At 71.8% G+C, this 24,455-nt stretch carries 27 protein-coding genes; 5 read left to right on the top strand and 22 right to left on the bottom strand.

The window, feature by feature from the left end:
• Positions 1-12: 12 nt before the first annotated feature.
• Genes ACFYTT_RS02655 through ACFYTT_RS02625 form a run of 7 tightly spaced genes read right to left on the bottom strand, consistent with a single transcriptional unit; the run spans position 13 to position 6,242 of the window.
• Positions 13-291 (bottom strand): helix-turn-helix transcriptional regulator, encoded by a 279-nt coding sequence (locus ACFYTT_RS02655; protein WP_131054497.1) that lies wholly within the window; start codon positions 289-291, stop codon positions 13-15.
• A gap of 57 nt (positions 292-348) precedes the next feature.
• Entirely contained in the window at positions 349-1,917 is a 1,569-nt protein-coding gene (locus ACFYTT_RS02650; RefSeq protein WP_131054496.1) for a hypothetical protein, read from the bottom strand.
• Complete coding sequence (locus tag ACFYTT_RS02645; RefSeq protein WP_161595003.1) at positions 1,917-2,216, bottom strand: YciI family protein; 300 nt, start codon at positions 2,214-2,216, stop codon at positions 1,917-1,919. Before ACFYTT_RS02645 ends, ACFYTT_RS02650 begins: the two co-directional genes overlap by 1 nt.
• Positions 2,213-3,532, bottom strand: a complete 1,320-nt coding sequence (locus ACFYTT_RS02640) for a hypothetical protein (RefSeq protein ID WP_161595002.1) — start codon at positions 3,530-3,532, stop codon at positions 2,213-2,215. The genes ACFYTT_RS02645 and ACFYTT_RS02640 overlap by 4 nt, the downstream gene beginning before the upstream one ends.
• Positions 3,533-3,575: 43 nt before the next feature.
• Positions 3,576-4,337 carry an SDR family NAD(P)-dependent oxidoreductase gene (locus tag ACFYTT_RS02635; protein WP_176093710.1) on the bottom strand — a complete coding sequence of 254 codons (762 nt, stop codon included), beginning with the start codon at positions 4,335-4,337 and terminating at the stop codon, positions 3,576-3,578.
• Positions 4,334-5,314: an alpha-ketoacid dehydrogenase subunit beta gene (locus tag ACFYTT_RS02630; RefSeq protein ID WP_131057882.1), complete on the bottom strand. Its 981-nt coding sequence runs from the start codon at positions 5,312-5,314 to the stop codon at positions 4,334-4,336. The genes ACFYTT_RS02635 and ACFYTT_RS02630 overlap by 4 nt, the downstream gene beginning before the upstream one ends.
• A complete protein-coding gene (locus ACFYTT_RS02625; protein WP_176093709.1) occupies positions 5,307-6,242 on the bottom strand; it encodes a thiamine pyrophosphate-dependent dehydrogenase E1 component subunit alpha in 936 nt (311 codons plus the stop codon). The genes ACFYTT_RS02630 and ACFYTT_RS02625 overlap by 8 nt, the downstream gene beginning before the upstream one ends.
• Before the next feature lie 130 nt (positions 6,243-6,372).
• Here ACFYTT_RS02625 and ACFYTT_RS02620 point away from each other — a divergent pair, with 130 nt between their 5' ends.
• Entirely contained in the window at positions 6,373-7,503 is a 1,131-nt protein-coding gene (locus tag ACFYTT_RS02620; RefSeq protein WP_387257314.1) for a mandelate racemase/muconate lactonizing enzyme family protein, read from the top strand.
• A gap of 56 nt (positions 7,504-7,559) precedes the next feature.
• Here ACFYTT_RS02620 and ACFYTT_RS02615 read toward each other — a convergent pair whose 3' ends face one another.
• The 6 genes from ACFYTT_RS02615 to ACFYTT_RS02590 form a co-directional block, all read right to left on the bottom strand.
• Positions 7,560-7,877, bottom strand: a complete 318-nt coding sequence (locus ACFYTT_RS02615) for an L-rhamnose mutarotase (protein ID WP_161595024.1) — start codon at positions 7,875-7,877, stop codon at positions 7,560-7,562.
• A 122-nt stretch (positions 7,878-7,999) separates the two neighbouring features.
• A complete protein-coding gene (locus ACFYTT_RS02610; RefSeq protein ID WP_131055423.1) occupies positions 8,000-8,833 on the bottom strand; it encodes a carbohydrate ABC transporter permease in 834 nt (277 codons plus the stop codon).
• Entirely contained in the window at positions 8,830-9,789 is a 960-nt protein-coding gene (locus ACFYTT_RS02605) for a carbohydrate ABC transporter permease (protein ID WP_131055425.1), read from the bottom strand. The genes ACFYTT_RS02610 and ACFYTT_RS02605 overlap by 4 nt, the downstream gene beginning before the upstream one ends.
• A 61-nt stretch (positions 9,790-9,850) precedes the next feature.
• The gene (locus tag ACFYTT_RS02600) at positions 9,851-11,149 is read right to left on the bottom strand and encodes an ABC transporter substrate-binding protein (RefSeq protein ID WP_254876823.1); all 1,299 of its coding nucleotides are present in this window, start codon (positions 11,147-11,149) and stop codon (positions 9,851-9,853) included.
• 15 nt (positions 11,150-11,164) lie between these two features.
• Positions 11,165-12,172 (bottom strand): Gfo/Idh/MocA family protein, encoded by a 1,008-nt coding sequence (locus ACFYTT_RS02595; RefSeq protein ID WP_387257309.1) that lies wholly within the window; start codon positions 12,170-12,172, stop codon positions 11,165-11,167.
• A gap of 64 nt (positions 12,173-12,236) precedes the next feature.
• Positions 12,237-13,496 (bottom strand): M20 family metallopeptidase, encoded by a 1,260-nt coding sequence (locus tag ACFYTT_RS02590; protein ID WP_387257308.1) that lies wholly within the window; start codon positions 13,494-13,496, stop codon positions 12,237-12,239.
• Between the two features lie 113 nt (positions 13,497-13,609).
• Between ACFYTT_RS02590 and ACFYTT_RS02585 the strand changes: the two genes are divergently transcribed.
• Positions 13,610-14,479 (top strand): amidohydrolase family protein, encoded by an 870-nt coding sequence (locus ACFYTT_RS02585; protein WP_387257306.1) that lies wholly within the window; start codon positions 13,610-13,612, stop codon positions 14,477-14,479.
• An 88-nt stretch (positions 14,480-14,567) separates the two neighbouring features.
• Here ACFYTT_RS02585 and ACFYTT_RS02580 read toward each other — a convergent pair whose 3' ends face one another.
• The 4 genes from ACFYTT_RS02580 to rpmB all read right to left on the bottom strand — a co-directional run bounded on the left by ACFYTT_RS02580 (position 14,568) and on the right by rpmB (position 16,071).
• Positions 14,568-15,242, bottom strand: coding sequence for a DUF6891 domain-containing protein (locus ACFYTT_RS02580; RefSeq protein WP_387257304.1), 675 nt, complete (start codon positions 15,240-15,242; stop codon positions 14,568-14,570).
• Between the two features lie 120 nt (positions 15,243-15,362).
• The gene (gene rpsN, locus ACFYTT_RS02575) at positions 15,363-15,668 is read right to left on the bottom strand and encodes a 30S ribosomal protein S14 (RefSeq protein ID WP_387257302.1); all 306 of its coding nucleotides are present in this window, start codon (positions 15,666-15,668) and stop codon (positions 15,363-15,365) included.
• Entirely contained in the window at positions 15,668-15,835 is a 168-nt protein-coding gene (rpmG, locus tag ACFYTT_RS02570; RefSeq protein WP_095565727.1) for a 50S ribosomal protein L33, read from the bottom strand. Before rpmG ends, rpsN begins: the two co-directional genes overlap by 1 nt.
• Positions 15,835-16,071 (bottom strand): 50S ribosomal protein L28, encoded by a 237-nt coding sequence (rpmB, locus tag ACFYTT_RS02565; protein WP_131053864.1) that lies wholly within the window; start codon positions 16,069-16,071, stop codon positions 15,835-15,837. The genes rpmG and rpmB overlap by 1 nt, the downstream gene beginning before the upstream one ends.
• Before the next feature lie 147 nt (positions 16,072-16,218).
• Here rpmB and ACFYTT_RS02560 point away from each other — a divergent pair, with 147 nt between their 5' ends.
• Complete coding sequence (locus tag ACFYTT_RS02560) at positions 16,219-17,475, top strand: CobW family GTP-binding protein (protein ID WP_387257299.1); 1,257 nt, start codon at positions 16,219-16,221, stop codon at positions 17,473-17,475.
• A 101-nt stretch (positions 17,476-17,576) separates the two neighbouring features.
• Here ACFYTT_RS02560 and ACFYTT_RS02555 read toward each other — a convergent pair whose 3' ends face one another.
• From ACFYTT_RS02555 to ACFYTT_RS02540, 4 genes are all read right to left on the bottom strand, one after another.
• Positions 17,577-18,533 carry an ATP-binding protein gene (locus ACFYTT_RS02555; protein ID WP_387257298.1) on the bottom strand — a complete coding sequence of 319 codons (957 nt, stop codon included), beginning with the start codon at positions 18,531-18,533 and terminating at the stop codon, positions 17,577-17,579.
• A 124-nt stretch (positions 18,534-18,657) separates the two neighbouring features.
• Positions 18,658-19,746 (bottom strand): LLM class flavin-dependent oxidoreductase, encoded by a 1,089-nt coding sequence (locus tag ACFYTT_RS02550; protein WP_387257297.1) that lies wholly within the window; start codon positions 19,744-19,746, stop codon positions 18,658-18,660.
• Positions 19,736-20,128, bottom strand: a complete 393-nt coding sequence (locus ACFYTT_RS02545; protein ID WP_176093705.1) for an SCO5389 family protein — start codon at positions 20,126-20,128, stop codon at positions 19,736-19,738. Before ACFYTT_RS02545 ends, ACFYTT_RS02550 begins: the two co-directional genes overlap by 11 nt.
• A 141-nt stretch (positions 20,129-20,269) precedes the next feature.
• Positions 20,270-20,677 (bottom strand): Fur family transcriptional regulator, encoded by a 408-nt coding sequence (locus ACFYTT_RS02540; RefSeq protein ID WP_131053868.1) that lies wholly within the window; start codon positions 20,675-20,677, stop codon positions 20,270-20,272.
• A 265-nt stretch (positions 20,678-20,942) separates the two neighbouring features.
• Here ACFYTT_RS02540 and ACFYTT_RS02535 point away from each other — a divergent pair, with 265 nt between their 5' ends.
• Entirely contained in the window at positions 20,943-21,077 is a 135-nt protein-coding gene (locus ACFYTT_RS02535) for a hypothetical protein (RefSeq protein ID WP_387257296.1), read from the top strand.
• Between the two features lie 351 nt (positions 21,078-21,428).
• Complete coding sequence (locus ACFYTT_RS02530) at positions 21,429-22,952, top strand: non-reducing end alpha-L-arabinofuranosidase family hydrolase (RefSeq protein WP_387257295.1); 1,524 nt, start codon at positions 21,429-21,431, stop codon at positions 22,950-22,952.
• 345 nt (positions 22,953-23,297) lie between these two features.
• On the opposite strand, the gene ACFYTT_RS02525 is transcribed toward ACFYTT_RS02530, so the two are convergent.
• A complete protein-coding gene (locus ACFYTT_RS02525; protein WP_387257293.1) occupies positions 23,298-24,422 on the bottom strand; it encodes an AbfB domain-containing protein in 1,125 nt (374 codons plus the stop codon).
• Positions 24,423-24,455 lie beyond the last annotated feature (33 nt).

Genomic DNA, 24,455 nt, shown 5'->3' with positions numbered 1-24,455 from the left:
GGTTGCTTCCTCTCAGTCGGTGGGCCACCGCTCGGCGATCGCGCGCAGCGGGCCGGTGTCGATGTGGTGGAACTTGTACCGGCCCTGTCGCCGGACGTGCACCAACCCGGCCTGTTCGAGCACCGCCAGGTGCTGCGAGATGGCCTGACGCGACGAGGTCAGGCCGTGCTTCATGGCCAACCGGCCGCAGATCTCGAACAGGGTCTGGCCGTCCCGGTCGACCAGCTCGTCCAGGATGATGCGCCGCGTCGCGTCACCGAGGGCCTTGAACAGATCCGGTTCCGCGTCCACCGACACAGTTATAGGCAAGTGCCTACTTGCCTGTCAAGCCGCCACGCGCCGTCCGGCTCAGCCGACCGAGTGGGCGTGCCGGACGGTCCGCTCGGCCAGCCACAACCAGCGACGCTGCACCTCTCCGCTGGTGGCGGCGACCATCGACAGGGCGTCGCCACCCACCTTGCGCAACGCCTCCGCCCCGGCTGCCGGGTCGTCGAGCAGCGCCGCGCCGTCGCGGAACGCCTCCGCCTCGCTCGACCCGCCGAACCGGGGTGCGACCTCGTCACGCCAGAAGTCGGCCCAGGTCAGCCCCGGATTCCAGGAGAACCTGGCGTACGCCAGGTAGCTGATCTCGTTGGTCGGGTGGTACGCGGACGCCTCGGCGAAGATGGTCAACCCGCGCATGCCGGCGGCGGCGGTCCGGGTGGCCATGTCCGTGTACATCTCCGGCACCCACGAGTGCCGCTGCCGGTTCCACTGCGACCCCGCGTGCGTGCGCAGCACGTTGGTGCGGTGCGGCAGTGCCGCCACGTGCTCGGCGGTCAACCGGTCCCGGTTGTCGTACCAGAAGCCCCGGTTGACGCAGTACTGGTACGCCACGTCGTCGGGCAGGTCGGCCAGCGGCCCCTGCGCGTCGAGGTCGAAGATGTTGTCCCAGTAGACCTCGACCAGGTGGCGCAGCGGCACCCCGGCCGGGCCGGGTCGGCGGGCGGTGTCCAGCAGGGTCGGGTACACCGACCGCATCGCCTCGTACGACCAGGAGGTGCGCTCGCCACCGGTGCGGTCGACACACCGCGCGCAGGCGCAGCTACCGTAGTCGCCGGTCTCGAAGTTGATCCCGCCGACCGGCAGGGTGTCCAGCAGCCAGTCGATGGCGTCCCGGTGCCACGCCAGGTTCTCCGGCTGCGACGGGCAGGCGGCCATCATGTACTCGCTGGCCGGGAAGTGCAGGTCGCCGAACTCGTCGATGTCGAAGCCGACCTTCTTCGGCAGTTCGGCCGCCAGATCGGGGCGCTGCCGCAGCCAGGTCGCGAGGTTGTAGCGGTGCCGTCCGTCGAAGTAGATGCCGCCGTAGGCGTTGATGCCCACCCCGGCGATGATGCGTACGCCCCGGGCGTTGGCGTACTCGCACAGGTCCCGGGCCGCCTCGACGCCACCGTGGGCGTCCCGCAGCAGCCCGTAGACCACGATCCCGCCGATGCGTTCGGCGCTGCAGAAGTCCACCAGTCGCCGGTAGTCGGCCCCGAAGGCGTCGGCGCCCTTGGCATACGGGTTCAGCGCGCCGATCTCCTGCTGGCCGAGCTGGCGCAGGTCCCAGTTGGTGGAGTGGTCCCAGGTCCACAGTGTCCGCAGCGGCAGCCCGGGTGCGCTCTGGTGTGACCCGACCGGCAGGCCGGCCGGGGTGGCCCGGGCCAGCAGGTCCCGGACGGCGTAGACCAGGCCGGCGAAGGGATCGCCGACGACGCGGATCTCCCCGGTGGCCGGCACCTCGACCCGGAAGCCGCCCTCGGGCAGCGTCGGGTCGGGGACGAACCGGACCGGCTCCGGCCCCTCCCCCAGCGTCTCGACCAGCAGGGTGGCCGCGAACGGCGCGTGCTCGGTGCCGTGCACCCGGACGCCGGAAATCTGGCGGTACGACATCATGACCTCCCGAGGGACTGCGGAGTGGCGGCCAGGTAGTCGACGACGTCGAGAGCCGTCCACACCCGGTGTCGCCAGTACGGATCGTGTGCGACGAGGGCGCGGGCGGCCGCCGCGTCGGGTGCCCGCAGCACGAGGACGGAGGCGCTCAGATCGGCGCGGGCCCCGGCGAGCAGGGCGGTGCCGTCGGCGAGCAGTCCGCGTACGTGGGCCAGGTGGGCCGTGCGGTGCGGCTCGCGTCGGTGGACCGCGTCGGCGGCGAAGGTGGCGGTGACCAGGAAGGTCGGTTCGAAGATCACGTGTCCGCCCCGATCGCCCCGACGAGGCGTTGCAGGGCCACCCGGTAGACACTCTGCGGCCGACCCGCGCCGGTGCTGACGTGCACGCCGACCTCCTCGGCGAACCCGGCCGCGCGCAGCGCCTTGAGCAGCCGGCGGGCCGAGCGGGTCTCCACCCCGTACGCGTCGGCCAGACCCCGCGCGGTCACCTGGTGGGGGTCCATCTGGTGCAGCGCCTCCAGCAGACGCCGGGTGGACAGCGGCCCGAGGCGCAGTTGCTCGGATACCCGCAGCACCCCGGGGGTGGTCTCGCGCAGCCGCTGCTTGACCGCGCTCTCCCGGGTGGAGTAGATCTCCCCGTCCGGGAAGACCACGTGCGTCTCGCCGCCCCGGCCCAGGGCGAGAGCCTGTCGGGCGTTGGCCTCGGCGGCGGCGATGGTGGTGCCGGCGCCGAAGCCGACGGTGTGGTCGCCGTCGACTCCGCGCAGGCTGAGCAGCGAGGCGTGCCCGGCCCGGTGCCGGGCGATGGCGCTCTCCACGGTGCCCCGGCTGGTGGTGATGACCAGCGTCCGGTCGTCGATGGTGTTGAGTCGCCCGCGCATCCGCTCGGCGTGTTCCAGCAGTGCCTCGCGCAGCCGCAGGCGCTGCCGTTCCGCCTGGTAGGGGTCCTGCGGACGGTTCGCCGACTCGGCCACCTCGATCATCATCACCGCGATCTGGGTGGCCCGGGACTGGCGTACCTCGGCGGCGAGCCAGGCTCGGCGCAGCGCGTCGCGGACCGAGGCACGGGTGTGCTCGACACGCCAGACCGGCACCCCGCGCTCGCGCAGTTCCCGGTGCACCGCGCCGAGGCAGGTCAGGCACGCCTCGACGGCGCCGGACTCGTACCGCTCGCGGTGGTAGGCGGTGATCTCGGCCAGACCGGAGAAGAGCAGGCCGGACGAGTCGGCGATCGGCAGGATGTCGGTGGGCGGGCTCAGTTCGATGTCGTGGTACGTCTCCCGGACGGTCTCCGCCTCGATGGTGTCCACACTGACCCGGGGCAACTGCCCGCCGCCGGCCAACAGCATCCGGGACAGGGTGCGGTACAGGTCGATCCCTGCGTGCCGGATGTAGTCGATCTCGGCACGCAGCCCACCGGCCGCCGCGGCGAAGGCGTACGGGATGCGCCCGGTGAACAGCAGCACCTGGCACAGGTCGTCCAGCTCACGGGCGAGGTCAGGGGCCTGCTCAGGGTCGGTGTACGCGCGGGTGGTCACCTCCTCCGCACGGCCCTCCCCGGCCGCCACCTCCTGCACGAGCCGGATCGAGTCCTCCGGGCCGATGATCCCGATCACGCTGCCGCCTCCACGTCGTCACCCTCGCCGTCGGTCGGGCTGCTCAGCCGGTGTAGACGGTGCCGGCGATGCCGGCGCTGGCCGGTGCCGCCAACAGCGTCAGCACCGACGCCACGTCCTCGGGACGACCCAGCGCCGCCTCGATCCGGGCGACCTGGGCACCGTCGGTGCCGTTGGTCCGTGCCTCGTCCAGCGACCGCCGCATCAGCGGTGTGTCGATGTCACCGGGACAGAGGGTGTGCACCCGGATCCCGCGTGGACCGAGGTGCCGGGCCAGCGTCAGTGCCAGGCCGTGCAGTCCTCCCTTGCTCGCGCCGTAGGGTACCGACCCGGATCCGGTCAGCACGCCGGCCTTGGAGCCGACCAGGACGAGCACCCCGTGACCGTCGGTCAGGTGCCGTACGGCGTGCTTGGCGACCAGGAACGGTCCGGTCAGGTTGACCTCGATCACCCGCTGCCACAGCTCCAGCGGCAGGTCGGTGACGTCGGTGCCCTGCCCGCGCATGATCCCGGCGACGTGCAGCACCGCGTCGATGCCGCCGAGGTCGGCGGCGACCGCGTCGAGCACCGAGGCGACCTGCGTCTCCCGGGTCACGTCCACGGCGTGGGCCACGGCCGTCGCCCCGACGGCGCGGGCCTGCGCGGCGGCACCGGCGGCACCGTCGGCGTCGGCGTCGAGCACCGCGACGGCCGCGCCCGCCGTGGCGGCGGCCCGGACCGTGGCGAGCCCGATGCCGGAGGCACCGCCGACGACGACCACCCGGCGGCCGGTGAGCAGGCCGGCCGTCGGGGCGACGCCGGTCACCGGCGGACCGTTCCGCGGACCGCCTCGGCGACGTGTTCCGCCTCGGGCACCACGGCCTTCTGCAATGCCGGGGCGGCCGGCATCGGCACGTCCGGGGCGGCCACCCGGGCCACCGGGGCCCGCAGGTCGGCGAAGCACTCGGACGCGGCCCGGGCGGCGATCTCCGCACCGAATCCGCCGGTCAGGTTCGCCTCGTGGGCGACGACCAGGCGGCCGGTGCGCGCGACCGACGCGCCGACGGTGTCGAAGTCCAGCGGGTTGAGCCACCGCAGGTCGATCACCTCGGTCTCGATCCCCTCCGCGGCGAGCTGGTCGGCGGCGGCCAGGGCTGCCGGGACCATCCGGGACCAGGCCACCACGGTCGCGTCCCGGCCGTCGCGGACCACGCGGGCGCCACCGATCGGCTCGACCGGTGCGTCGGTGCGTACCGGGCCCCGGGTCGGGTAGAGCATCCGGGCCTCCGCGACCACCACCGGGTCGTCGCTGACGACTGCGGTACGCAGCATCTGGTACGCGTCGTCCGGGGTGGACGGCAGCGCCACCCGCAGGCCGGGGGTGTGCGCGAAGTACGCCTCCACCGAGTGCGAGTGCTGGGCACAGGCGCCCGGCGAGTACCCCTGCTGCATCCGGATCACCAATGGGGCCTTCCACCGGCCGGCGCTGGAGTAGCGGATGGTGGCGATCTGGTTGACGATCTGGTCCATCGCCACGAAGGAGAAGTCGGCGTACATGATCTCGGCGATCGGTCGTAGACCGGTCATGGCCGCGCCGAGCGCCATGCCCAGGAAGCCGGTCTCGGAGATCGGGGTGTCGAAGATCCGGTCGCTGCCGAACCGCTTGTGCAGTCCCTTGGTGGCACCGAACGGGCCGCCGGGCAGGGCGACGTCCTCACCGAAATAGACGGTGTCGGATCGGCTCTCCAGCGACCAGGCCAGGGCCGCGTTGACGGCCTGGATGTACCGCAGCGACTCAGACATAGACGTACTCCTTGATGGTCGCCGGGTCGGGGAACGGCACCTCGCGGGCGGCCACGACGGCGGCCTCCACCTCGGCCTCCACCTCCGCGTCAACGGCGTCGAGCCGGGCGGTCAGCGCGGCGTCGGCGGCGGCCCGGATGCGGGCCAACGGCTCGCGTTCGCGGGCGGCGGCGATCTCCCCGGCCGGCCGGTAATGCTGCACGTCGCCGCTGTAGTGGCCGACCAGGCGCTCGGTCATGGCCTCCACGATGGACGGGCCCGAGCCCTCGCGGGCGCGGGTGACCGCCTCGGCGACGGCCTCGGCGACCGCGTCCGGGTCGTTGCCGTCGACGACCCGGCCGGGGATCCCGTACCCGGCGGCGCGCTCGGCGAGCTGTCGGATGCGGACCATGTCCTCGATGCGGGACATCTCCGAGTAGACGTTGTTCTCCACCACCAGGACCAGCGGCAGGTCGAGCACGGCGGCGAGGTTGATCGCCTCGTGCACGTTGCCCTGGTTCATCGCGCCGTCACCGATGCTGACCACCGAGACCGCGCCGCTGCCGGTGCGTTGCGCGGTGAGCGCGGCACCGGTGGCGATCGGTACGCCGGCGCCGACGATGGAGTTCTCCCCCATGAACCAGCGTCCGGGGTCGGAGAGGTACGGCGAGGCGGCCCGGCCGCCGTTGACCGCCGAGTCACGCCCCATCATCTCGGCGAACAGCCCGGTCATGTCCACGCCCCGGGCCAGCGCCCAGCCGTGCCCCCGGTAGGTCGCGGTCACGTGGTCACCGTCGCGCAGCGCGCGGGCGGCACCGACCGGGATCGCCTCCTGACCGTTGCACAGGTGGATCGAGCCCGGGATCTCGCCGTCGTCCTTGAGGGCGGCCAGCCGCTCCTCGAACCGGCGGATCCGGGCCATCGCCCGGTAGTCGTCCGGCAGACCCATCACACCCCCATAGATGAATTAGAGCCCTATTCCGGCTCGTTCGGATTGGAGCCTAGACCAGGGACATCATGCTATGGAAGAGTGCATGAGCAAGTTTGTGGCCGTTATAGGGCTCTAATTTGGGGGCAGCATGGAGATCACCGCCGTCGAGTCGGTGGTGCGGGGCGACGCGCACTTCGTCGCGGTGCACACCTCGACCGGACTGGTCGGCGTCGGACAGTCCGCCTGCTGGGGGTATCCGGGAGCGGTCCACGCGGTCGTGGAGGCGTTCCGTCCGCACCTGCTCGGCGCCGACCCGAGCCGGATCGAGCACCACTGGCACCACCTGTACCGGATGGGACCGTTCCGGGGATCGGTGCTCACCGCCGCCGTCTCCGCGATCGACCTCGCGCTCTGGGACCTGCTCGGCAAGCGCCTCGGCGTACCCGTCTGGCAGTTGCTCGGCGGTCGGGTCCGCGACCGGATCCGCCTGCACCTGCTGCTGCCCGGCACCGGCGCGCAGGACCTCGCCGCCCAGGCCGCGGCGGCGGTCGCCGACGGGTTCACCGCGGTGAAGTTCGACCCGCTGCCGGCGGACTACGGTGACCTGTCGCTGGCCCGACTGGTCACCGACACCGAGGCCACCACCGCCGCCGTCCGCGACGCGGTCGGATCCGACGTCGACCTGCTCATCGAGCTGCACCGCAAGCTCACCCCGTTGCAGGCCGAGGCGGTCGTCCCGGCGGTCGGTCGGCTGCACCCGCTGATGGTCGAGGACGCGATCCAGATCGACAGCGTCAGCAGCCAGGCTGAGCTGAGCCGCCGCGCGCTCGGGGTGCCGATGGCCAACGGCGAGCGGCTGCACACCATCTGGGAGTTCAAGGAGCTGCTGGCGCAGGGCGGGGCCCAGTACGTCCGGCCCGACCTCGGCCTGGCCGGCGGCATCAGCCACGCCCGTAAGATCGCCGCGCTGGCCGAGTCGTACCACGCGGCGGTGGTCAGCCACAACTGCCTCGGACCGCTGCTCACCATGGCCTCGGTGCACCTGGACACGGCGATCCCGAACTTCGTGACCCAGGAGTACTCCCCGCTCGACGACACCCTCGCCGACGGTCCGGCGCGGGCCTGCGTGCGCCGCGAGGGCGGCTTCCTGCCCATCCCCGAGGAGCCCGGCCTCGGCGTCACCCTGGACCTCACCGACGAGACCCCGCTGGACCTGACCGGCCGCCCGCTCACCCGCATCCCCCACCGCGCCGACGGCTCCATCGCATACGCCGTCTAGACGCATGTAAGGAGGGGTCCCCTGCTATACACGAGGCGTTAGCAGGGGACCCCTCCTTACATCCGACGGCCGGGATGGTGGAAGACGGGATACGCCCACAGCGGCTCGCCGTCGGCGTCGGCGATCTCGGCGAACAGGTGCGACAACGACGCCGTCCAGCGCGCCTGCACCTCGGAGGCGCCGGTGACCCGGCCGGCGTGCGCGAAGCCCCACCGGGTCCGCAGCACACAGATCAGCAGCAGACCGTGCCGGTAGATGTGGTAGTCGTACACGCCCGCCTCGTCGAGCAGGGCGGCCATCTCCGGCCACAGCTCGACGTGCCGGCGCTCGTACTCGGCCTCCGCCCCGGGACGCAGGCGGTACAGGTGGCACACCTGCACTCCCGGCCCACGGGCCGGTCCCGCCCCCGATCCGGTGCCGGGATCGGGGGCGGGACCGGGGTGACCCGCGCCCGGACAGTGAGGAGTATCCGGGTCGGGCCGGTCGGCCGGTGTGCTCACTTGCCGGAGCCGGCGAGCGCACCGGAGACGAGTTGGCGCTGGAACACCAGGTAGATGATGAGCACCGGGAGCAGGGCCACGATCAGGCCGGCGCTGACCAGCGGCACCGACACGTCGTACTGGCCGCTGAGCAGGGAGACGCCGACCATCAGCGTCTTGGAGTCCGAGCCGCCCATGATGACCAGCGGCAGCAACAGGTCGTTCCACATCCAGACGAAGTTGAAGATGGCCAGCGCCGCCAGTGCGGGGGTGGCGATCGGGGCGAGCAGTCGGAACAGGATGGTGAAGTGTCCGGCGCCGTCGACGCGGGCGGCCTCGATCAGCTCGTCGGGCACCTGCTGGAAGTAGCCGGCGAGCTGGTACGTGCCCAGCGGCAGACCGAAGGCCGCGTACGCCAGGATCAGGCCCTGGTACTCCCCGGACATACCCAGGTCCAGCACGGTCTGGTAGAGCGGGTAGATGATCGCCTGACTGGGGATGGTCAGGGTGATGATGATGAACAGGAAGACCAGCTTGCCGCCCCGGAAACGCAGCTTGGTCACCGTGTACGCGATCAGCATGGCGGCCAGCACCGACAGCACCAGTCCGCCGACCGTGGTGATGATGGAGTTGAACAGCAGTCGGGGCATGTTCATCCGCTTGAACGCCTCGACGTAGTTCTCGAAGGTGATCCCGGCCGGCAGTCCGAGCGGATCCCGGGCGAACCCGGTCTGCGTCTTGAGCGAGCTGACCACGGTGAACAGCAGCGGGTAGAGCGCCGCCACCGCGACCACCACCAACGCAAAGACCAACAGGTAACGCCCGATCTGGGCGGAGTGTCGCCGGTTCATCGCGGCTTCCGGGTCCCCTCTTTGAACATGTGCCGCACGCTGAAGATCGACAACACGGCGACGAAGACGAACAGGGCGATGCCGATGGCCGAGCCGTACCCCCGGTCGAGGAACTGGAAGGTGGTGAGGAAGACCAGGTACTCGGGGAGCATGGTGGCGTTGCCGGGGCCGCCCTGGGTCAACGCGTAGATCAGCGGGAACAGCCAGATCAGCACGCCGGAGGCGCAGAGCACGCTCCAGTACGCCACGGTGGGGCGCAGCATCGGCACCACGACGGAGTAGAGGCGCCGCCAGAAGTTGGCCCCGTCGAGGTACGCGGCCTCCAGCACCTCCTCGGGGATGGTGGCGAGCCCGGCCAGGTAGGTCATCACGCCGAGGCCGAAGAAGCTCCACAGGGCCACCGCGACGAGGGAGAAGAGCGCGCTGTTCTGCCCGTTGAGCCACTCGATGGCCAGCGGCTCCAGCCCGACGGCGCGCAGCAGGGCGTTGATCGGTCCGTCCGGGCTGAGGATCTGCCGGAACATGATGCCGACCACGATGGGCGCGATGGTGTACGGGACGAAGTAGACGGCCCGGAAGAACTTCCAGCCCGGTGCCCGCTGGTGGATCAGCACCGCCAGCACGAGCGGCAGCACGATCCAGACCGGCAGGGTGGCCACCACCAGCAGGGCGTTGCGGAAGCTGGCCAGCACCACCGGGTCGTCGAACATCCGGGTGTAGTTGTCCCAGCCGGCGAAGGAGCTGTCGCCGAACCCGCTGGAGGATTCGAAGCTGGTGATGACGCCTCGGATCAGCGGCACCAGTTTGAAGGTGACCGCCAGGGCCATTCCCGGCAGGACCAGCAGGGCGCCGAGCCACCATTCCCGGGCGTGCCGGGGTCGCCGGTTGCGGCGTACCGGCGGGGGTGGGTTCGTCGCGACGGCCGAATCGGCGGCCGACGCGGTGGAGATGCTCATCGGGCTGTCCTCCCCGGAGGCTGGCGGGTGGGGTGGCGCCCGGCCACCCCACCCGGTGCGACTAGTTGCCCTGCTTCTTCGTCGGGCTGCGCTCCAGCGCCTGCTGCATCTGGTCGGCCCACTTGTCGACGGTGAGCTGACCGAGGGTGATCTGCTGCCAGCCTCGGGCCAGTGCGTCGGCCTCCGGGCCGGAGAGCATGACACCGGCGTGCAGGGTCGGCTCGGCCACGAACTCCTGGATCTTCTTGAAGGCCGGCGACGAGGGCAGCAACGCGGGGTCGACGTTCTTGTTGAGCGGCTGACCCTTGGCGTGCTTCACCCAGAGCTCGCCGTTCTCCTTGCCGGCCAGCCAGGTGATGAACTCCAGGCCGGCTTCCTTCTTCTCGCTCCACTGCGTCACGCCGTAGACGGCGCCCTCGATGCCGGAGAACTTCCCGGCCAGCGGCGCGGACTGGTTGATCACCGGCCACCGGGTGACGCCGAGCTTGTCGTCGCCGAGGGCCTTGCCGAACGCCTCCCAGTTCACCGCGTCGGAGATGATGGTGCCGGCGAAGGCGGCGTCACCGCGCTGGAAGATGTCCGCGCCGTCGGGCAGCATCGTGATCGACGGGGCGTTCTTGTTCGTCCAGCCCTTGGTGGTGATCTCGGCGAGCTTCTCCAGGACCTGGACCAGCTTCGGGTCCTTCCAGGACAGCGTGCCGGCGAGCAGGCCGCGGATGTCGTCCTCGGTCAGGTAGTTGCGGGCGATCTCCGGGAAGTCCCAGTACGCCGGGAAGGTGCCGGACAGCCCCAGCGCCAGGCAGGTCTTGCCGGAGTTCTTGATCGCCTCGCAGGCGGCGCCGAACTCGTCCCAGGTGGCCGGCGGGTTCTCCGGGTCCAGCCCGGCGCCGCGCAGCACGTCCTTGTTGAAGTAGAGGACGTTGCCCTGGTAGGAGAAGGGCACGCCGAAGCAGGCCTTGCTGGTGTCGAAGCCCTCGCAGGCGCCGCTGTAGGTGACCAGGTCCTTGTTGATCTCGGCGGCCCGGTCCCCCAGTGGCACGTACGCGCCCCGCCGGTCGAACAGCTCCAGTCCGGCGTTGTTCGCCATCACGTCCGGCCCGGACTGCGAGGTGATGTACGGCCCCTGCACCTCCGGGTACTTGTCGAACGGGACCGACTGCAGGTCCAGCTTGATGTTCTGGTGGCTGGCCTCGAAGGTGGTCTTCACCTGCTGCCAGTACTCGGAGCCGCCCGGCTCCCAGGTGAGCACCTTCAGGGTGACCGGGCCGTCGGCGGCGTCGCCACCGCCCCCGCATCCGGCCAGCATCGCGGCGGTGGCCACACCGGCGGCGAGAACGCCGGTCAATCTACGTCGAAACATCGGCGCAAGCTCCTGTCAGGAGAGGGGTTCGAGGGAGGAGATCCGACGGGGTTCGCCACCGGCGGCGGCGCTGTCGGCCATGGCCGTGGCGACCTGCACCACGTGCAGTCCGTCGGCGAGCGGGACGACCGCCGACGACTCGGTGCCGGTCACCTGACCGACGAAGTGGCGTAGTTCGGCGGCGAGCGCGCCGCCGCCGTCGGCCGGCGAGAGCAGCCAGTCCGGCGCCTCGGTCCGCTCGGCCTGGACGAGCAGCGTGGGGTGGCCGAGGTCGACGTGGCCGACCCCGTCGGTGCCGTACACCTCGACCAGGTCCGAGGTGTGGTTGGGCGTGGTGTCAGGTAGGAGATAGCTGTTGCGGATCGACGACACGACGTCGTTGGCGTGCCGAAGCTCCGCCCACACCAGGACCGGCGAGGCCGGTCCCGGTCGGGTCCGGGCGGTCGCGCGGACCTCGACCACGGGCGACTGGGCGTACCAGATGGCCAGGTCGACGTCGTGCACGGCGGTGAGCAGGGCCGGGTGCTCGTCGGGGAAGATCCGGCTGAGTGCGCGCGGCCGGTCCCGACGGGAGGAGACGGCCAGCACCTGGCCGAGCCGGCCGGCGCGGACCGCGTCGTACAGCGCCCGGTGCGGGGCGCTGTGGCGCAGGATGTGTCCGGGCTGGCAGAGGACCCGGTGGGTGCGGGCCGCCGCGACGATCGCGGCGGCGTCGGCGACCGTCGCCGCGAGGGGCTTCTCGACCAGGACCGGCACCCCGGCGGCGAGCAGCGCGACCGCGACCGCGCGGTGGGCGGGTCCGGGCACGCAGACCGAGGCGGCCTGCGGGGCGCCGGCGGTGAGCAGTTCCTCGACGGTGCCGAAGGTGCGGGCGACGCCGTGCGCGGCGGCGGCCCGGTCGCGCACGGCGGGGTCCGGGTCGACCAGCGCGGTCACGGGTACGCCGAGCGACCGGTACGCGGCGACGTGCCGCAGCCCGAACGCTCCCGCGCCGACGACGGCGACCTCCGGCACGGCGCTCATGCCGCGCCTCCGCCGGAGCGGGTGCCCTCGACGGGTACCGGGGCAGCGCGCCCCGCCACGCGGTTCACGCCGTCACCGCCGCGACGGTCGCGTCCGGCCCGGCGGGTTCCGGTACGGCCACAGCGGCACCGGCGGCGGTAGCGCTGCCGGTCGGATCGACGGCGAGCCGTCCGTCCAACACCGCCCGGGTGAGCCGTTCGAAGGCGGTCACACCGACCTCTAGGCACCGCTCGTCGACGTCGAACGAGCCGGAGTGCAGGGGCGCGCCACCACGCTCGCCGGTGACGCCGAGCTTGACGTACAGGCTGGGGCCAAGTGCGCCGAGCAGCGCGAAGTCGTCGGTGGTCAGCGGCGGCACCGCGAGGTCCGTCACCTGCATGAGGCCGGGCAGCTCGGCGTGGGCGAGCGCGACGAGTTCGGCCGCGTTGCGGACCGGCGGCATCTCGTTGGCCCAGGTGAAGCGAACGCCGAGGTCGAGCGCGGCGGCCTGCTGGCGGGCGACCCGCTCGATGACCGTCTTGAGCCGCTCGCGGGTGCCCTCGTCGAGGGTGCGCAGCGTGCCGGTGGCTTCCGCGTACCCGGCGACCTGGCTCTGACTGGCCCCGCCGGAGATGGTGCCGATGTTGAAGGCCACGAGTTCGTCGGCGTTGCGTGACCGGGCCACGGCGGCGTGCAGCATGTTCACCATGCCGCTGAGCCCGAGGATGGCGTCGCGGCCCAGCGCCGGGGTGGCGGCGTGCGCGGCCCGGCCGAGGACCTCGACGCGGAACGCGTCCTTGGCCGCCATGGCGGTGGTGCGGTCCACACCGAGCGCGCCGACCGGCAGGTCGGGCCAGCAGTGCAGGCCGAGTACGGCGTCGAAGCGTCGGCCGCGCAGCGCCTCGTCGACGAGGACGGCGGCGGCTCCGGAGGTCTCGCCGAACGGGATCTCCTCGGCCGGTTGGAACAGCACGGTGACCGAGCCCCGGGCCGGCGGTGCGGCGGCGAGCCGGGCGGCGGTGCCGTAGGCGACGGTCATGTGCACGTCGTGTCCGCAGGCGTGACAGACCCCGGCGTTCGTCGACGCGTAGGGGGCGGTCTTGGCGTCCTGCACGGGATAGGCATCCATATCGGCCCGAAGAAGGACCGACGGCCCCGGGAGGGACCCTTCGAGTTCGAGGAGCAATCCGGTACCGGCGATTCCGGTCCGCAACCGCCCAAACGGCTGAAGCTTCTCGGCCAATGTCCCGGCCGTACGGTGTTCAGTAAACCGCAGCTCGGGGTGGCGATGGAGCTGACGCCTCAGCCGTACCAGCTCATCAACCCCGTCGTGTCCCCGCGCCACCCGGCCCACCCCTCGCTCGCGACCTGCAATCCGGACCTAATTGAGACAAGAACCTAAGTCAGGGGGGTGTCCGCGTCAATAACCCGCCAGAATTTGGGTTATCGTCCGTGACCATGGACCGCGCTGACGCCCATCTGCACCTGTTCGCCGACGGCTACCCGGGCAGGTACGGGCGCTCCCCTGCCGGCGGCCAGGAGATCGCCGCATATCAGGACATCCGTCGTGTGCACGGCATCGATCGGGCCCTCGTGGTCGGATACGAGGGCGAGTCGCGCTTCGCCGGGAACAACGACTACCTGGCCGGTCTCGCCGCCCGGCACCCCTGGATTGCCCCGGTCGCCTACGTTCCACCAGGTGGACCGGCGGACGGGCAGTTGGCCCGCTGGTGGGCAGCCGGGTTCGTCGGGCTGGCCGTGTACCTGACGGACGCCGAGGCGGCCGACCGCTTCACCGACTGGGTGGCCGGCTCCGCCGGCGACCTCATCACGGCCGGTGCGGTGCTCAGCCTCAACGCGACCCCGGCCGCCACCCGCCGACTCGGCACCGCGCTCGCCGCCCTCGACGGATGCCCGGTGTTGTTCAGCCATCTCGGGTTGCCCGGCAGCCGGGCGACGCCCCCCGACCCGCAGCAGGCCGCCGAGACCCTGACACCGCTGCTCGACCTGGCCCCGCTGCCGCACGTCGGGGTGAAGATCTCCGGCCTGTACGCGGTCAGCGAGCCGCCGCACGCCTGGCCGCACACGGCGGCCCGCCCCTTCGTCGAGCTGCTCCTGGAGCGTTTCGGGAGCCGCCGACTGTACTGGGGCTCGGACTTCCCGCCCAGCCTCGACCACGTGTCGTTCGCGCAGACGCTGGAGCCCGTCGGTCTGGACGACCTCTCCCCCACCGAGCGGGCGGACGTCTTCGGCGCCAACCTGCGCCGCGTCCTCGACCGGGCGACCGCCACGGGAGGCGACGTGTCAGCGGCCGAGCCGTCGTCCTGAGGTCGCGCCGGGGCACACCAGCCCGCCAGCCGGCAGTCCTACCGGGTGTCGCACCGGCGAGCCGGGGGCGGCCCGCCGGTGCCGACGTTCAGATCACCGACGCGTACCACTGGGCGCCGGTGACGCGGATCCGCTGGGACTGCTTGCGGTTCCACTCCACCCGCAGGCCGTGCTCGCGCAGCACCGGGAAGACGAGGTCGTCCAGGAGGCGTTCCAGGTCGGCCTGGTAGCCGGCCTGCTGCTCGGCCTCGGAGAGGGCGGCATAGGCGGCCTCGTCGAAGTCCACCGGCGGATAGGCGCCGTAGCCGAGCCAGACCTGGCCGTCCTCGCTGTCGATGAGCGACTCGGTGTCCTGCTGGTGATACCAGAGGTAACCGTGCCAGTGCCGGGAGTCGTCCCGCTCGTCGTGGATCTCGCCCGCCGCGCAGGTGCCGCAGCAGCTGAAGTTCTCCCTGGCCACCACTCCGCGCCGGTGGAGTTCGGCGAAGGCGCGGGTGAGGTTGCCGCACACCTCGCCCCACCCGCGTTGCTGCTCCCGCCGCGCCGCCAGCGCCGTCCCGTACGCCGCGCGCAACTCCTCGTCGGTGGCACCGTGGCGCTGCTCGTCCTGGTCGAAGAAGTCCACGAACTCGTCGGCGTCGGTCTCGCCGCGCACGATCCAGGCCCAGATCTCGGCCTCGATCTCGTCGCGTCCGGGCTCCCCGATGCGCTCGGTCAGGAACCGTACGCCCGTCGGACGCTCGTTGTAGATCCATTCGGTCACGGCGAGGATCTTCACACGCCCCTCCGACAGCCGCGCCCGCCCGACGTCGGCACCGGACGCCGGGCGGGACAATCGGGGTTCACCCGTCGGTGGCGGCACCGGGTCCCTCGGCGTCGCGTCTCAGCGGGACGCCTTGCGGACGCCGGGCAGCTCGCCGCGCAGGGCCATCTCGCGGAACCGGACCCGGGACAGCCCGAACCGGGCGAGAACACCTCGGGGGCGACCGTCGATCATGTCGCGGTTGCGCAGCCGGACCGGGCTGGAGTCGCGGGGCAGCCGGGCGAGTCGGCGTACCGCGTCCTCCCGGTCGGCCGGGTCGGTCCCCGGGTGTGCGATGGCCCGCTTGAGAGCGGCGCGGTGCGGGCCGTACCGGGCCACGAGTTCCACCCGGCGTTCCTGACGACCGACCAGGCCGGTGCGGGCCATCAGCGTGCCTCGCGGAACTCGACGTGCCGGCGCACGATCGGGTCGTACTTGCGCAGCACCAGCCGGTCGGGGTCGTTTCGGCGGTTCTTCCTGGTCACGTAGGTGTAGCCGGTGCCGGCCGTGCTGCGCAGGCGAACGATCGGCCGGACGTCGGTCTGCCGGGCCATCAGACCGTCACCCCCCTGCCGCGCAGTCGGGCGACGACCTTCTCGATGCCGTCGCGGTCCACGGTCCGCAGCGCCTTGGCGGTCAGCGTCAGCCGAATCCAGCGGCGCTCCGAGGGCAGCCAGTAGCGGTGGTTCTGCAGATTCGGGTTCCACCGGCGGCGGGTCCGCCGATGGGAGTGGGACACGGCGTTGCCGAAGCTCGGCTTCGCCCCGGTGACGTCGCAGCGTCGCGACATGGCCTGCTCCTTCACAGATGGAAACGACAGGACCGCTCCCGACAGGTCCGGGGTGCACGCCGAGGAGGCGGGCGCGACGGGCTTCGTCTCGGGAACGATCACGTGTATATAATGACAACCGTTTTCAACTAAGTCGAGAGGGCTGTGATGTCCACGTCATCCGTCACGTCGACCGGCCCGGCCGCCGTCCAGCGAGCCGGACCGCCCTCACTGACCGTGCTCAGTGGCTTCTGGCCGGCCGCGACCTACGCCGTCGCCCGCACGCTGCTCACCGCAGACCCGGCGCTGCTGCTGGTCCGGCACGACCTGGGCGACGTACGGGCCGGTGTCGTGCACCGGGTGGTCCGCGACCGGTCGGGGGTGCTGGAGGACGAGCGGATCACGCTGGCCCACGGCTGCGCCTCCTGCACACTGCGCGACGACGTGCTCCCCACTCTCGCCCGGCTGGCCGGCACCCATCCGCACCGGGACCTGGTGTTGATGCTGCCGGAGGTGGTCGAGCCGGAGGCGGTCGCCGCCGCCTGCGCCCACTGCCTCGTCGACGGCACGCCGCTGACCGACCTGCTGCACGTCGACTCCTACGTCACCGTCGTCGACGCCGAACACCTGCTCGACGGCCTGGCCAGCACCGACGACCTGAAGACCCTGGACATCCACGCCGCCGCCGACGACGACCGGGCACTCGCCGACGTCGTCGTCCGGCAGATCGAGTACGCCGACACCCACGTCCTGTGGGGACACTCCCCCGACGGCGGCTACGACACGCACCGCCTCGCGACGTTGCTGGCACGCATCGCGCCGTGGGCGATCCAGATCCGCGTCGACGACGACCTGGTCGACGCGCACGCCCTGGCCCGGCGGCTGCGCCGGACCGACCGGCACCGACCGGAGACCCCTGGCGTGCTGGTCCGCGGCCTGGAAGGGCACCTGCTCGGTGTCCACGAACCCCACCCCGACCAGGGGATCGTCTCGGTCGTGTTCCGGGCCCGCCGGCCGTTCCACGCCGAGCGCCTGCACGCGGTGCTGGAGGACGTCAACGCCGACGTGATCCGCTCCCGGGGGCACCTCTGGCTGGCCAGCCAACCCGAGGCGGTCGTCGCCTGGGACTTCGCCGGCGGCGGCCTCGGCCTCGGCTCGCTCGGGCGCTGGCTGACCTGCCTGCCGGACACGCACTGGGACGAGGTCTCCGACCATCGCAGGCTCGCCGCCGCCCTCGAATGGGATCCCTACTACGGCGACCGCAACCAGCACCTGGTCTTCGTCGGTCTGGACCTCGACCCGGCCGCGCTGCGGCACACCCTCACCGGATGCCTGCTCACCGACGCCGAACTCGCCGACGGCGAGGACGTCTGGCGCGGTTACCCCGACCCGTTCGCCGGGTGTTTCCCGATGACCGACGCCTGACCGGCGTCACCGGTCCGCGCGGCCGCTGCCCGGGTGGCAGTGCTCGCGCGGACCGCGTCCGGACGCGGCCCGTCGAACCCGGCCGCGCCCGCTGCCGCCGCTCAGGCGGGTACCGTCGCGGGGCCCATCTGGAAGTCCGGGTCGATCTGCGTGGTGAGGTCCACACCCGTACGGTCGTTGGCCCAGGCCACGGCGTTGCGCCGGTGGAACTCGTGGGCCCAGCGGGTGAACGCCTCCCAGTCCTGGGTGGTGGCGTCCACGACCTCGGCCAGCCGGCCCAGCGCGGCCCGGTTCTCCGCCTCCACCTCCTCCAGCGGTCCGAGGACGCCCCGCTCGGCCCGGCGCACGTACGCCGAGCGCCCCACCCAGGTCAGCAGGTCGTCGCCGACGTGCTCGCGGAGGAACTCCACGTCGGCGGCGTCCTCGACCTTGTTGCCGATCACGGACAGGGCCACCCCGTAGTCCCGGGCGTAGCCGGCGTACTGCTGGTAGACGCCGACTCCGCGTACGGTCGGCTCGCAGACCAGCACGGTGCGGTCGAAGCGGGTGAACAGCCCCGAGGCGAACGAGTCGGCACCGGCGGTCATGTCCACCACCACGTACTCGCCGGGGCCGTCGAGCATGTGGTTGAGCAGCAGCTCCACCGCACCGACCTTGGAGTGGTAGCAGGCGACCCCCAGGTCCTCGGCGGTGAACTCGCCGGTCACCGCCAGCCGCACCTCACCGACGGGCGCCACACAGCTCGTGTAGATCGGGTTCTCCTCGTCCACCCGGAGCAGGCGTGACCCCCGCCCCGCCGGGGTGGTCTTCACCATCTCGGCGGCGGAGCCGATGCGCGGGTTGTCGCCGCGCAGGTACTCCTTGATCGCGGGCAGGTGGGCACCGAGCGGCACGGGGGTGGCGGCGTGGTCCGGTCCACCGAGGGCGACGGCGAGGTGCTGGTTGATGTCGGCGTCGATTGCCAGCACCGGCCGGCCCGCGGCGGCGAGGTGACGGGCGTAGAGCGCGGTGAGCGTCGTCTTCCCGCTGCCGCCCTTGCCGACGAACGCTACCTTCACCGCGACCACCCCTTGACGCTAACGGGAACCGTTTCCACAAGCGCGATGGTAACGGGTGGTGCGGCTTCCGCCGCGCGGAACCCGCTGATCGCGTCAGAAAATGGTCACCGGGAGTCCGTCTCGATTACGGGGCGCCACCCCCGGCAGACCACGCCGTCTCCGGCTCGGTCTGCGGGACGGGCAGGTCGAGGACGTCCACGGCGAGCCGACGGATCGTGTCGAGGGTGGCGTCCCGGCCACCGGCCGCCTCCACCATGAACAGCAGATGGCGTACGCCCGGCAGCGCCGTCGCCCGGGCCACCGCCTCCCGGCATCGATGGGGCGAACCGACCGGGTGGATGTCGATCAGATGGTCCACATAGCGCTCCGGATCGCGACGCCCGCCCGCGGCACCGTCCAGCCGGACGTACTCCCGGGTGCCGGCCAGCAGCGGAGGGAGACCGGCGCGAACCGCCCGCGCCGCCGCGTCGTCGGTCGCCGCCACCTGGGCGACATGGGCGCTGGCGTGGTGGATGCCGGCCGGATCGCGCCCGTACGCGGTGGCCACCCGCGCGTGTCGGGCCAGCAGTTCCGCCTTCTCGGCCAGGTCGGCGTGCAGGCCGAGCAGGAGCGGAAGGCCGTACCGGGCGGCGAGGTCGACGGTGCCCGGGGTGGTCGCGGCCACCCAGAGCGGCACCCCGCTGCGCGGTCGCGGCACCACCGGCACCGGCCGGAACGGGAAGCGCGCGTTGCCGGCCACGGTCGGCTCGCCGGAGAGCCACCGCAGCAGCAGTTCCACCGAGTCGCCGAAGCCGTGCCGGAACCGGTCCAGGCCGGTACCGAAGACCTCGAGGTCCACCCAGGGGCCACCCCGGCCCACCCCCAGCCGGAACCGGCCGCCGGAGAGTTCGTGCAGCAGCACCGCCTCCTCCCCGAGTGCCACCGGGTGCCGATTGGACAGCACACAGGCGGCGGTGCCGACCGTGATGCGCCGGGTGGCGCCGAGCAGGTGCGCGGCGAAGGCGACCGCCGAGGGACAGACGCCGTACGGGATGAAGTGGTGCTCGGCGATCCACACCCCGGTGAATCCGGCGGTCTCCGCCGCACGGCCGTACCGGTGGGCGTCGGCGAGCGCGTCGGCGTGGGTGTCGCCGGGCCGCTGCCCGGCGAGCAGGAACAGGTGCGCGTGCACACCGCGTTCCGCTCGCCGGGTGCGGTGGTGATCAGCAGTCACGCAGCTCGGGCGACTGGTTGAGCAACTGGCCCCGGGTGGAGACGAACCGGCGGTAGGTGTCCGAGTCGACTGCCGCCGGCCGGAAGGCCGCGACCCGGTGGCAGTTCTGGAAGGCCAGCTTCACGCCGAAGTGACGCTCCAGGCTGGACCGGATGGCGTCGCTGGCCAGGGCCCGCAGCAGTTGCCCCCGCTCCGCCTCGCTGGGTGGCGGGAGCACGTTGTCGGCGAACTCCTCGCCCGAGGCAGCCAGATCCGACGCCACGCGGCTGACGGTCTGCCAGGCGTACGGCAACGACTCCCGTACGCAGGCCACGAACTCCTCGTCGTCGACCGGGCCGGACTCGGCGGCCCGCAGCAGGTCGGGCGGCACGGTGAGAGACATGCTCCTCCTCAGTTAACGATCACGGTTTTCGCTTTCGTTAGACTGAGCACACCATGCCGGTGACCACCCGTCAATGCCCGAACACGGAAAGCCACCACGGAGTCCGGCGAGCCACCCCCGTCAGCCCCGAGAGGAGCCGCGCTATCGGGCCGCGCAGTCGGCGCAGACACCCACGATCTCAAGCGTGTGGTTGAGGTCGGTGAAACCGTGCTGAGCCGCGACACCTTCGGCCCACTCCTCCACCGCCGGGCCGACGACCTCCACGGTGCGACCGCAGTCGCGACAGACGAGGTGATGGTGGTGGGTACGACTGCACCGGCGGTACAACTGCTCGCCGGAGGGCAGGCGTACCGTGTCGACCTCGCCCGCGTCCACCAACGCCTGGAGCGTGCGATAGACGGTGGTCAGGCCGACCGACGCCTTCTGGTCCCGCAGTTGGGCGTGCAACCCCTGGGCGCTACGGAACTCGGTCAGCTCGTCGAGCAGCCCGACGACCTCGGCCCGCTGCCTGGTGTTGCGGGCAGCGCCCGGAATCGATTTGATCGCCATCGCCACTCCCCTTCGTCCGGGCCTCGGGCCGGCGTGGCACCCTCGCGGCCGGGTCGGCGACGCGAGGCACATCGACTCGTCGCCGGGTCATTATGACAGCCACCGTCGCACCGGCCTCCGGCCACTGCGCGTCGCGGTGGTGTCCGCCACCGAGGCGGGCGTGCGCGGCAGGAGGCGGGCAGACGGTGGGCACCGACATCGACGGCGGCGTGGAGGTCCGGCCGGGAGGCGCGGGTTCGCCATGGTCGCCGGTCGATGCGCCCGGGTGGACGACCGGATTCACGAGTACCGGCCGACGAGCGCCGGAGAGCTCCTGGTCGGCAAGGCGAGCCATCACGGGCGCGCCTGGCACGCGGTGGCCGGCGACCACGTGCGACTGGTCGTCTGGTTCGACAGCTGACACGGCGGGTCGACTCCCGATCGCGACGACGGGAACTCCGGAGGCTCACCCCGCCGGCTCGTCGGGCGTGCACGGCCACCCCTGATCGTCGGTGCGGCAGCTCCGGCGCGGGGGTGTCGAGTCGGGAACGTTACGACTTGACGAACGGCATGTTATCGCTCACAGTCGATGCCTAAGGACGGCGCCTGCGGTCTACCGGGCAAGCTCGCTACGCCGGATCTGGGATCGGGCGCGCCCGAGGAGAGCGGCGATCATGTTAGCGCTGCCATCCCGTGCTCGCGTCCGACCCGTGCGTCACGGTGCGCCCGGCTCCGGGTGGACCGCTCATCTGTTGGTCATTGAAGGAGGATCATGTCTGCCTTCGGTAGATCTCCATCGATCGCACCGCCGTCGCGGCGGCGCCGGTGGTTGCCGCGGGTCATCGCTGCCGGCGTGGCAGCGGTGATGGTCAGTGGTGCCGCCGCCGCGGTGCTGGCGACGCCCGCCGCTGCGGCCACGGTCGACACCAACGCGTGGTACGTGCTGGTGAACCGCAACAGCGGTAAGGCCCTGGACGTGTACAACCTGGCCACGAACGACGGCGCGCGGATCACCCAGTGGACGCGCAACAACGGTAACCAGCAGCAGTGGCAGTTCGTCGACTCCGGTGGTGGCTACTACCGGTTGAAGTCCCGGCACTCGGGCAAGGTGCTGGACGTCTACAACTTCTCCACCGCCAACGGCGCGTCCATCGTGCAGTGGAGCGACGGCAACGGCACCAACCAGCAGTTCCGGCTCGCCGACTCCGACGGCGGGCACGTGCGCCTGATCAACCGCAACAGCAACAAGGCGGTGGAGGTGCAGGGGGCGTCCACTGCCGACGGCGGCAACATCGTGCAGTACGACGACTGGGGCGGCGCCAACCAGCAGTGGCAGCTCGTCCGCGTCGACGGTGGGACCACGCCCACCACTCCGCCGCCGTCGGGTACGTGTGGTCTGCCGTCGTCGTACCGGTGGTCCTCGACCGGCGCGTTGGCGCAGCCGCGCTCGGGCTGGGCGTCGTTGAAGGACTTCACCCACGCCCCCTACAACGGCCAGCAGCTCGTCTACGCCACCACCCACGACACCGGCACCAGCTGGGGGTCGATGAACTTCGGCCTCTTCTCCAACTGGAACCAGATGGGCTCGGCCAGCCAGAACGCCATGCCGTTCTCCGCCGTCGCCCCCTCACTGTTCTACTTCGCACCGCGCAACGTCTGGGTTCTGGCCTACCAGTGGGGCGGCCCGGCGTTCTCCTACCGCACGTCGACCAACCCGGCGGACGTGAACAGTTGGGGGCCGGCGCAGACGCTGTTCACCGGATCCATCTCCAACTCCGGCACCGGCCCCATCGACCAGGCTCTCATCGGTGACAGCCAGAACATGTACCTCTTCTTCGCCGGTGACAACGGCCGCATCTACCGGGCCAGCATGCCGATCGGGAACTTCCCCGGCAGCTTCGGCTCCAACTACACCACGATCATGACCGACACCACGAACAACCTGTTCGAGGGTGTGCAGGTCTACAAGCTCCAGGGCGAGAACCGGTACCTCATGCTCGTCGAGGCCATCGGCTCCCAGGGACGCTACTTCCGCTCCTTCACCGCCACCAGCCTCGGCGGCACCTGGACCCCCCAGGCCGCCACCGAGAGCAACCCCTTCGCCGGTAAGGCCAACAGCGGCGCCACCTGGACCAACGACATCAGCCACGGCGAACTCATCCGCACCAACGCCGACCAGACCATGACCGTCAACGCCTGCAACCTGCAACTGCTCTACCAGGGCCGTTCACCCAACTCCGGCGGCGACTACGGCCTCCTGCCCTACCGCCCCGGACTACTCACCCTGCAACGCTGATCACCCTGCAACGCTGAACCACCACCACACACCCGGCGGGCCCGCAGTGGGCCCGCCGGGGTGAGCACCCCGGCGGCCCTGTCCCGTACCCGTGGGACAGGGCCGCCGGTGGCGTCTCCGCCGGTCAGGTCTCGGGCCGTCCGGCGGTGGCGGCGAGGTCACCACGGTGTCTGGCGGCGATCATCCCGGCAGCGCGTCGCACCAGTTCCGCCGCGGCCGGGATATGGCCGGTCACGCCGCTCAGATCTTCGGCGTGCTGCCCTGCCCCACGTTGCCGTGCTCCACGATCAGCCGCCGCCCGAGCGGCTCCCAGTCCGAAAGCGGGGAGCGGGGTCTACGCGCATGTCACAGGGCAGGTCGGACCACGAAAGTGGCCGAGGACGCGGAGGCGCCGTCGCCGATCGGGGACACCTGCATCTGCCGCTGACCGTCGTGGCGGAGGTACCGGTTCGGGTAGTTGTAGGACCGCAGTGACGTGTGCGTACCGCCGATGCCGCCGACCTGGCAGAACGTCGCGTCGGCGCGGAACACGTCGCCGCCTTCGGCACGGTGCAGGAACACCCGGAACTCGTGGTGCCGCAGGTAGTGCCCGGGGAAGTTGACCGATTCGAAGGAGAGGCAGGCGCCGGCGAGGCCGGTACGCACGACGAACCCGGAGTCGGCCCTCGCACCGGCGCTGCTGCCGGCGTCGACGGCATCGACCTGGGCCTGGAAGCCGGCGTGCCGCACCCGACGGCCGGGCAGGGCGGCCACCTCCAGACCGATGCGGGTACCCGGGGTCAGGGCGGTGCCGGCCGGAGCCGTCGGCGTCGACGAGGGACTCGCGGGGACGCTCACCACCGGTGGTGGCACGGCGGGGACGGGACCCGCGGACGTGGGGGCCGCAGTGGCGCGGCGGGACACGCTGGCACCGCCGCCGTCGGTGGTCGGGATGGCGCCGGGAGACAGGGTGGGCACCCCCGTGGCTGCCGACGGTGTGATGGCGCCGAGGTCACCCGGGCCGAGCGGTTGCCCGTCCACGTCCGGGCCGGGCACCGCCGCAGCGAACTCACCGCGTACCGGTTCGGGCGCGTCACCGCCGTACAGTGCCGTCGCGCCGACGACGGTGCTCACGGCGACCACGGCGACCCCGCAGAGCAACAGCCTGCGCCGAACGTCGGCCGCGCCGGCACCGTCGGGCCGGTGCGGCCCGCCGGGCGGCGGAAGCAGGTCGGTGGCGGGCGCGTCACCCGCGAGTGCCGGACCGGACACGGTGCCGGCCTCGGCGGAGGTACGGGTCGGCCGGGCGGACGCGGACAGCACGATGCGGGGCAGGAGCGGGGACGGAGTGCTGCGTCGCGGCAGATCAGCGGGCCGGTCATGGCGACCGCCGCCCGATCGGACGGAGGCTGTCGGGGTGGCATCGGAGTCGGACGGGGAGAGCCAGCCGCCGATACGGAGACGTGGCTGGTTGGTGCCCTTCTCGGACATGGTGGTCTCCTGCCGCTTCCCGCGCACGCGCCC

Origin of the sequence: Micromonospora sp. NPDC003816 (assembly GCF_042874705.1) — a bacterium.
Lineage (GTDB): Bacteria > Actinomycetota > Actinomycetes > Mycobacteriales > Micromonosporaceae > Micromonospora.
The sequence above is the reverse complement of the archived record's forward strand: the minus strand, read 5'-3'. Positions and strand labels throughout refer to the sequence as shown.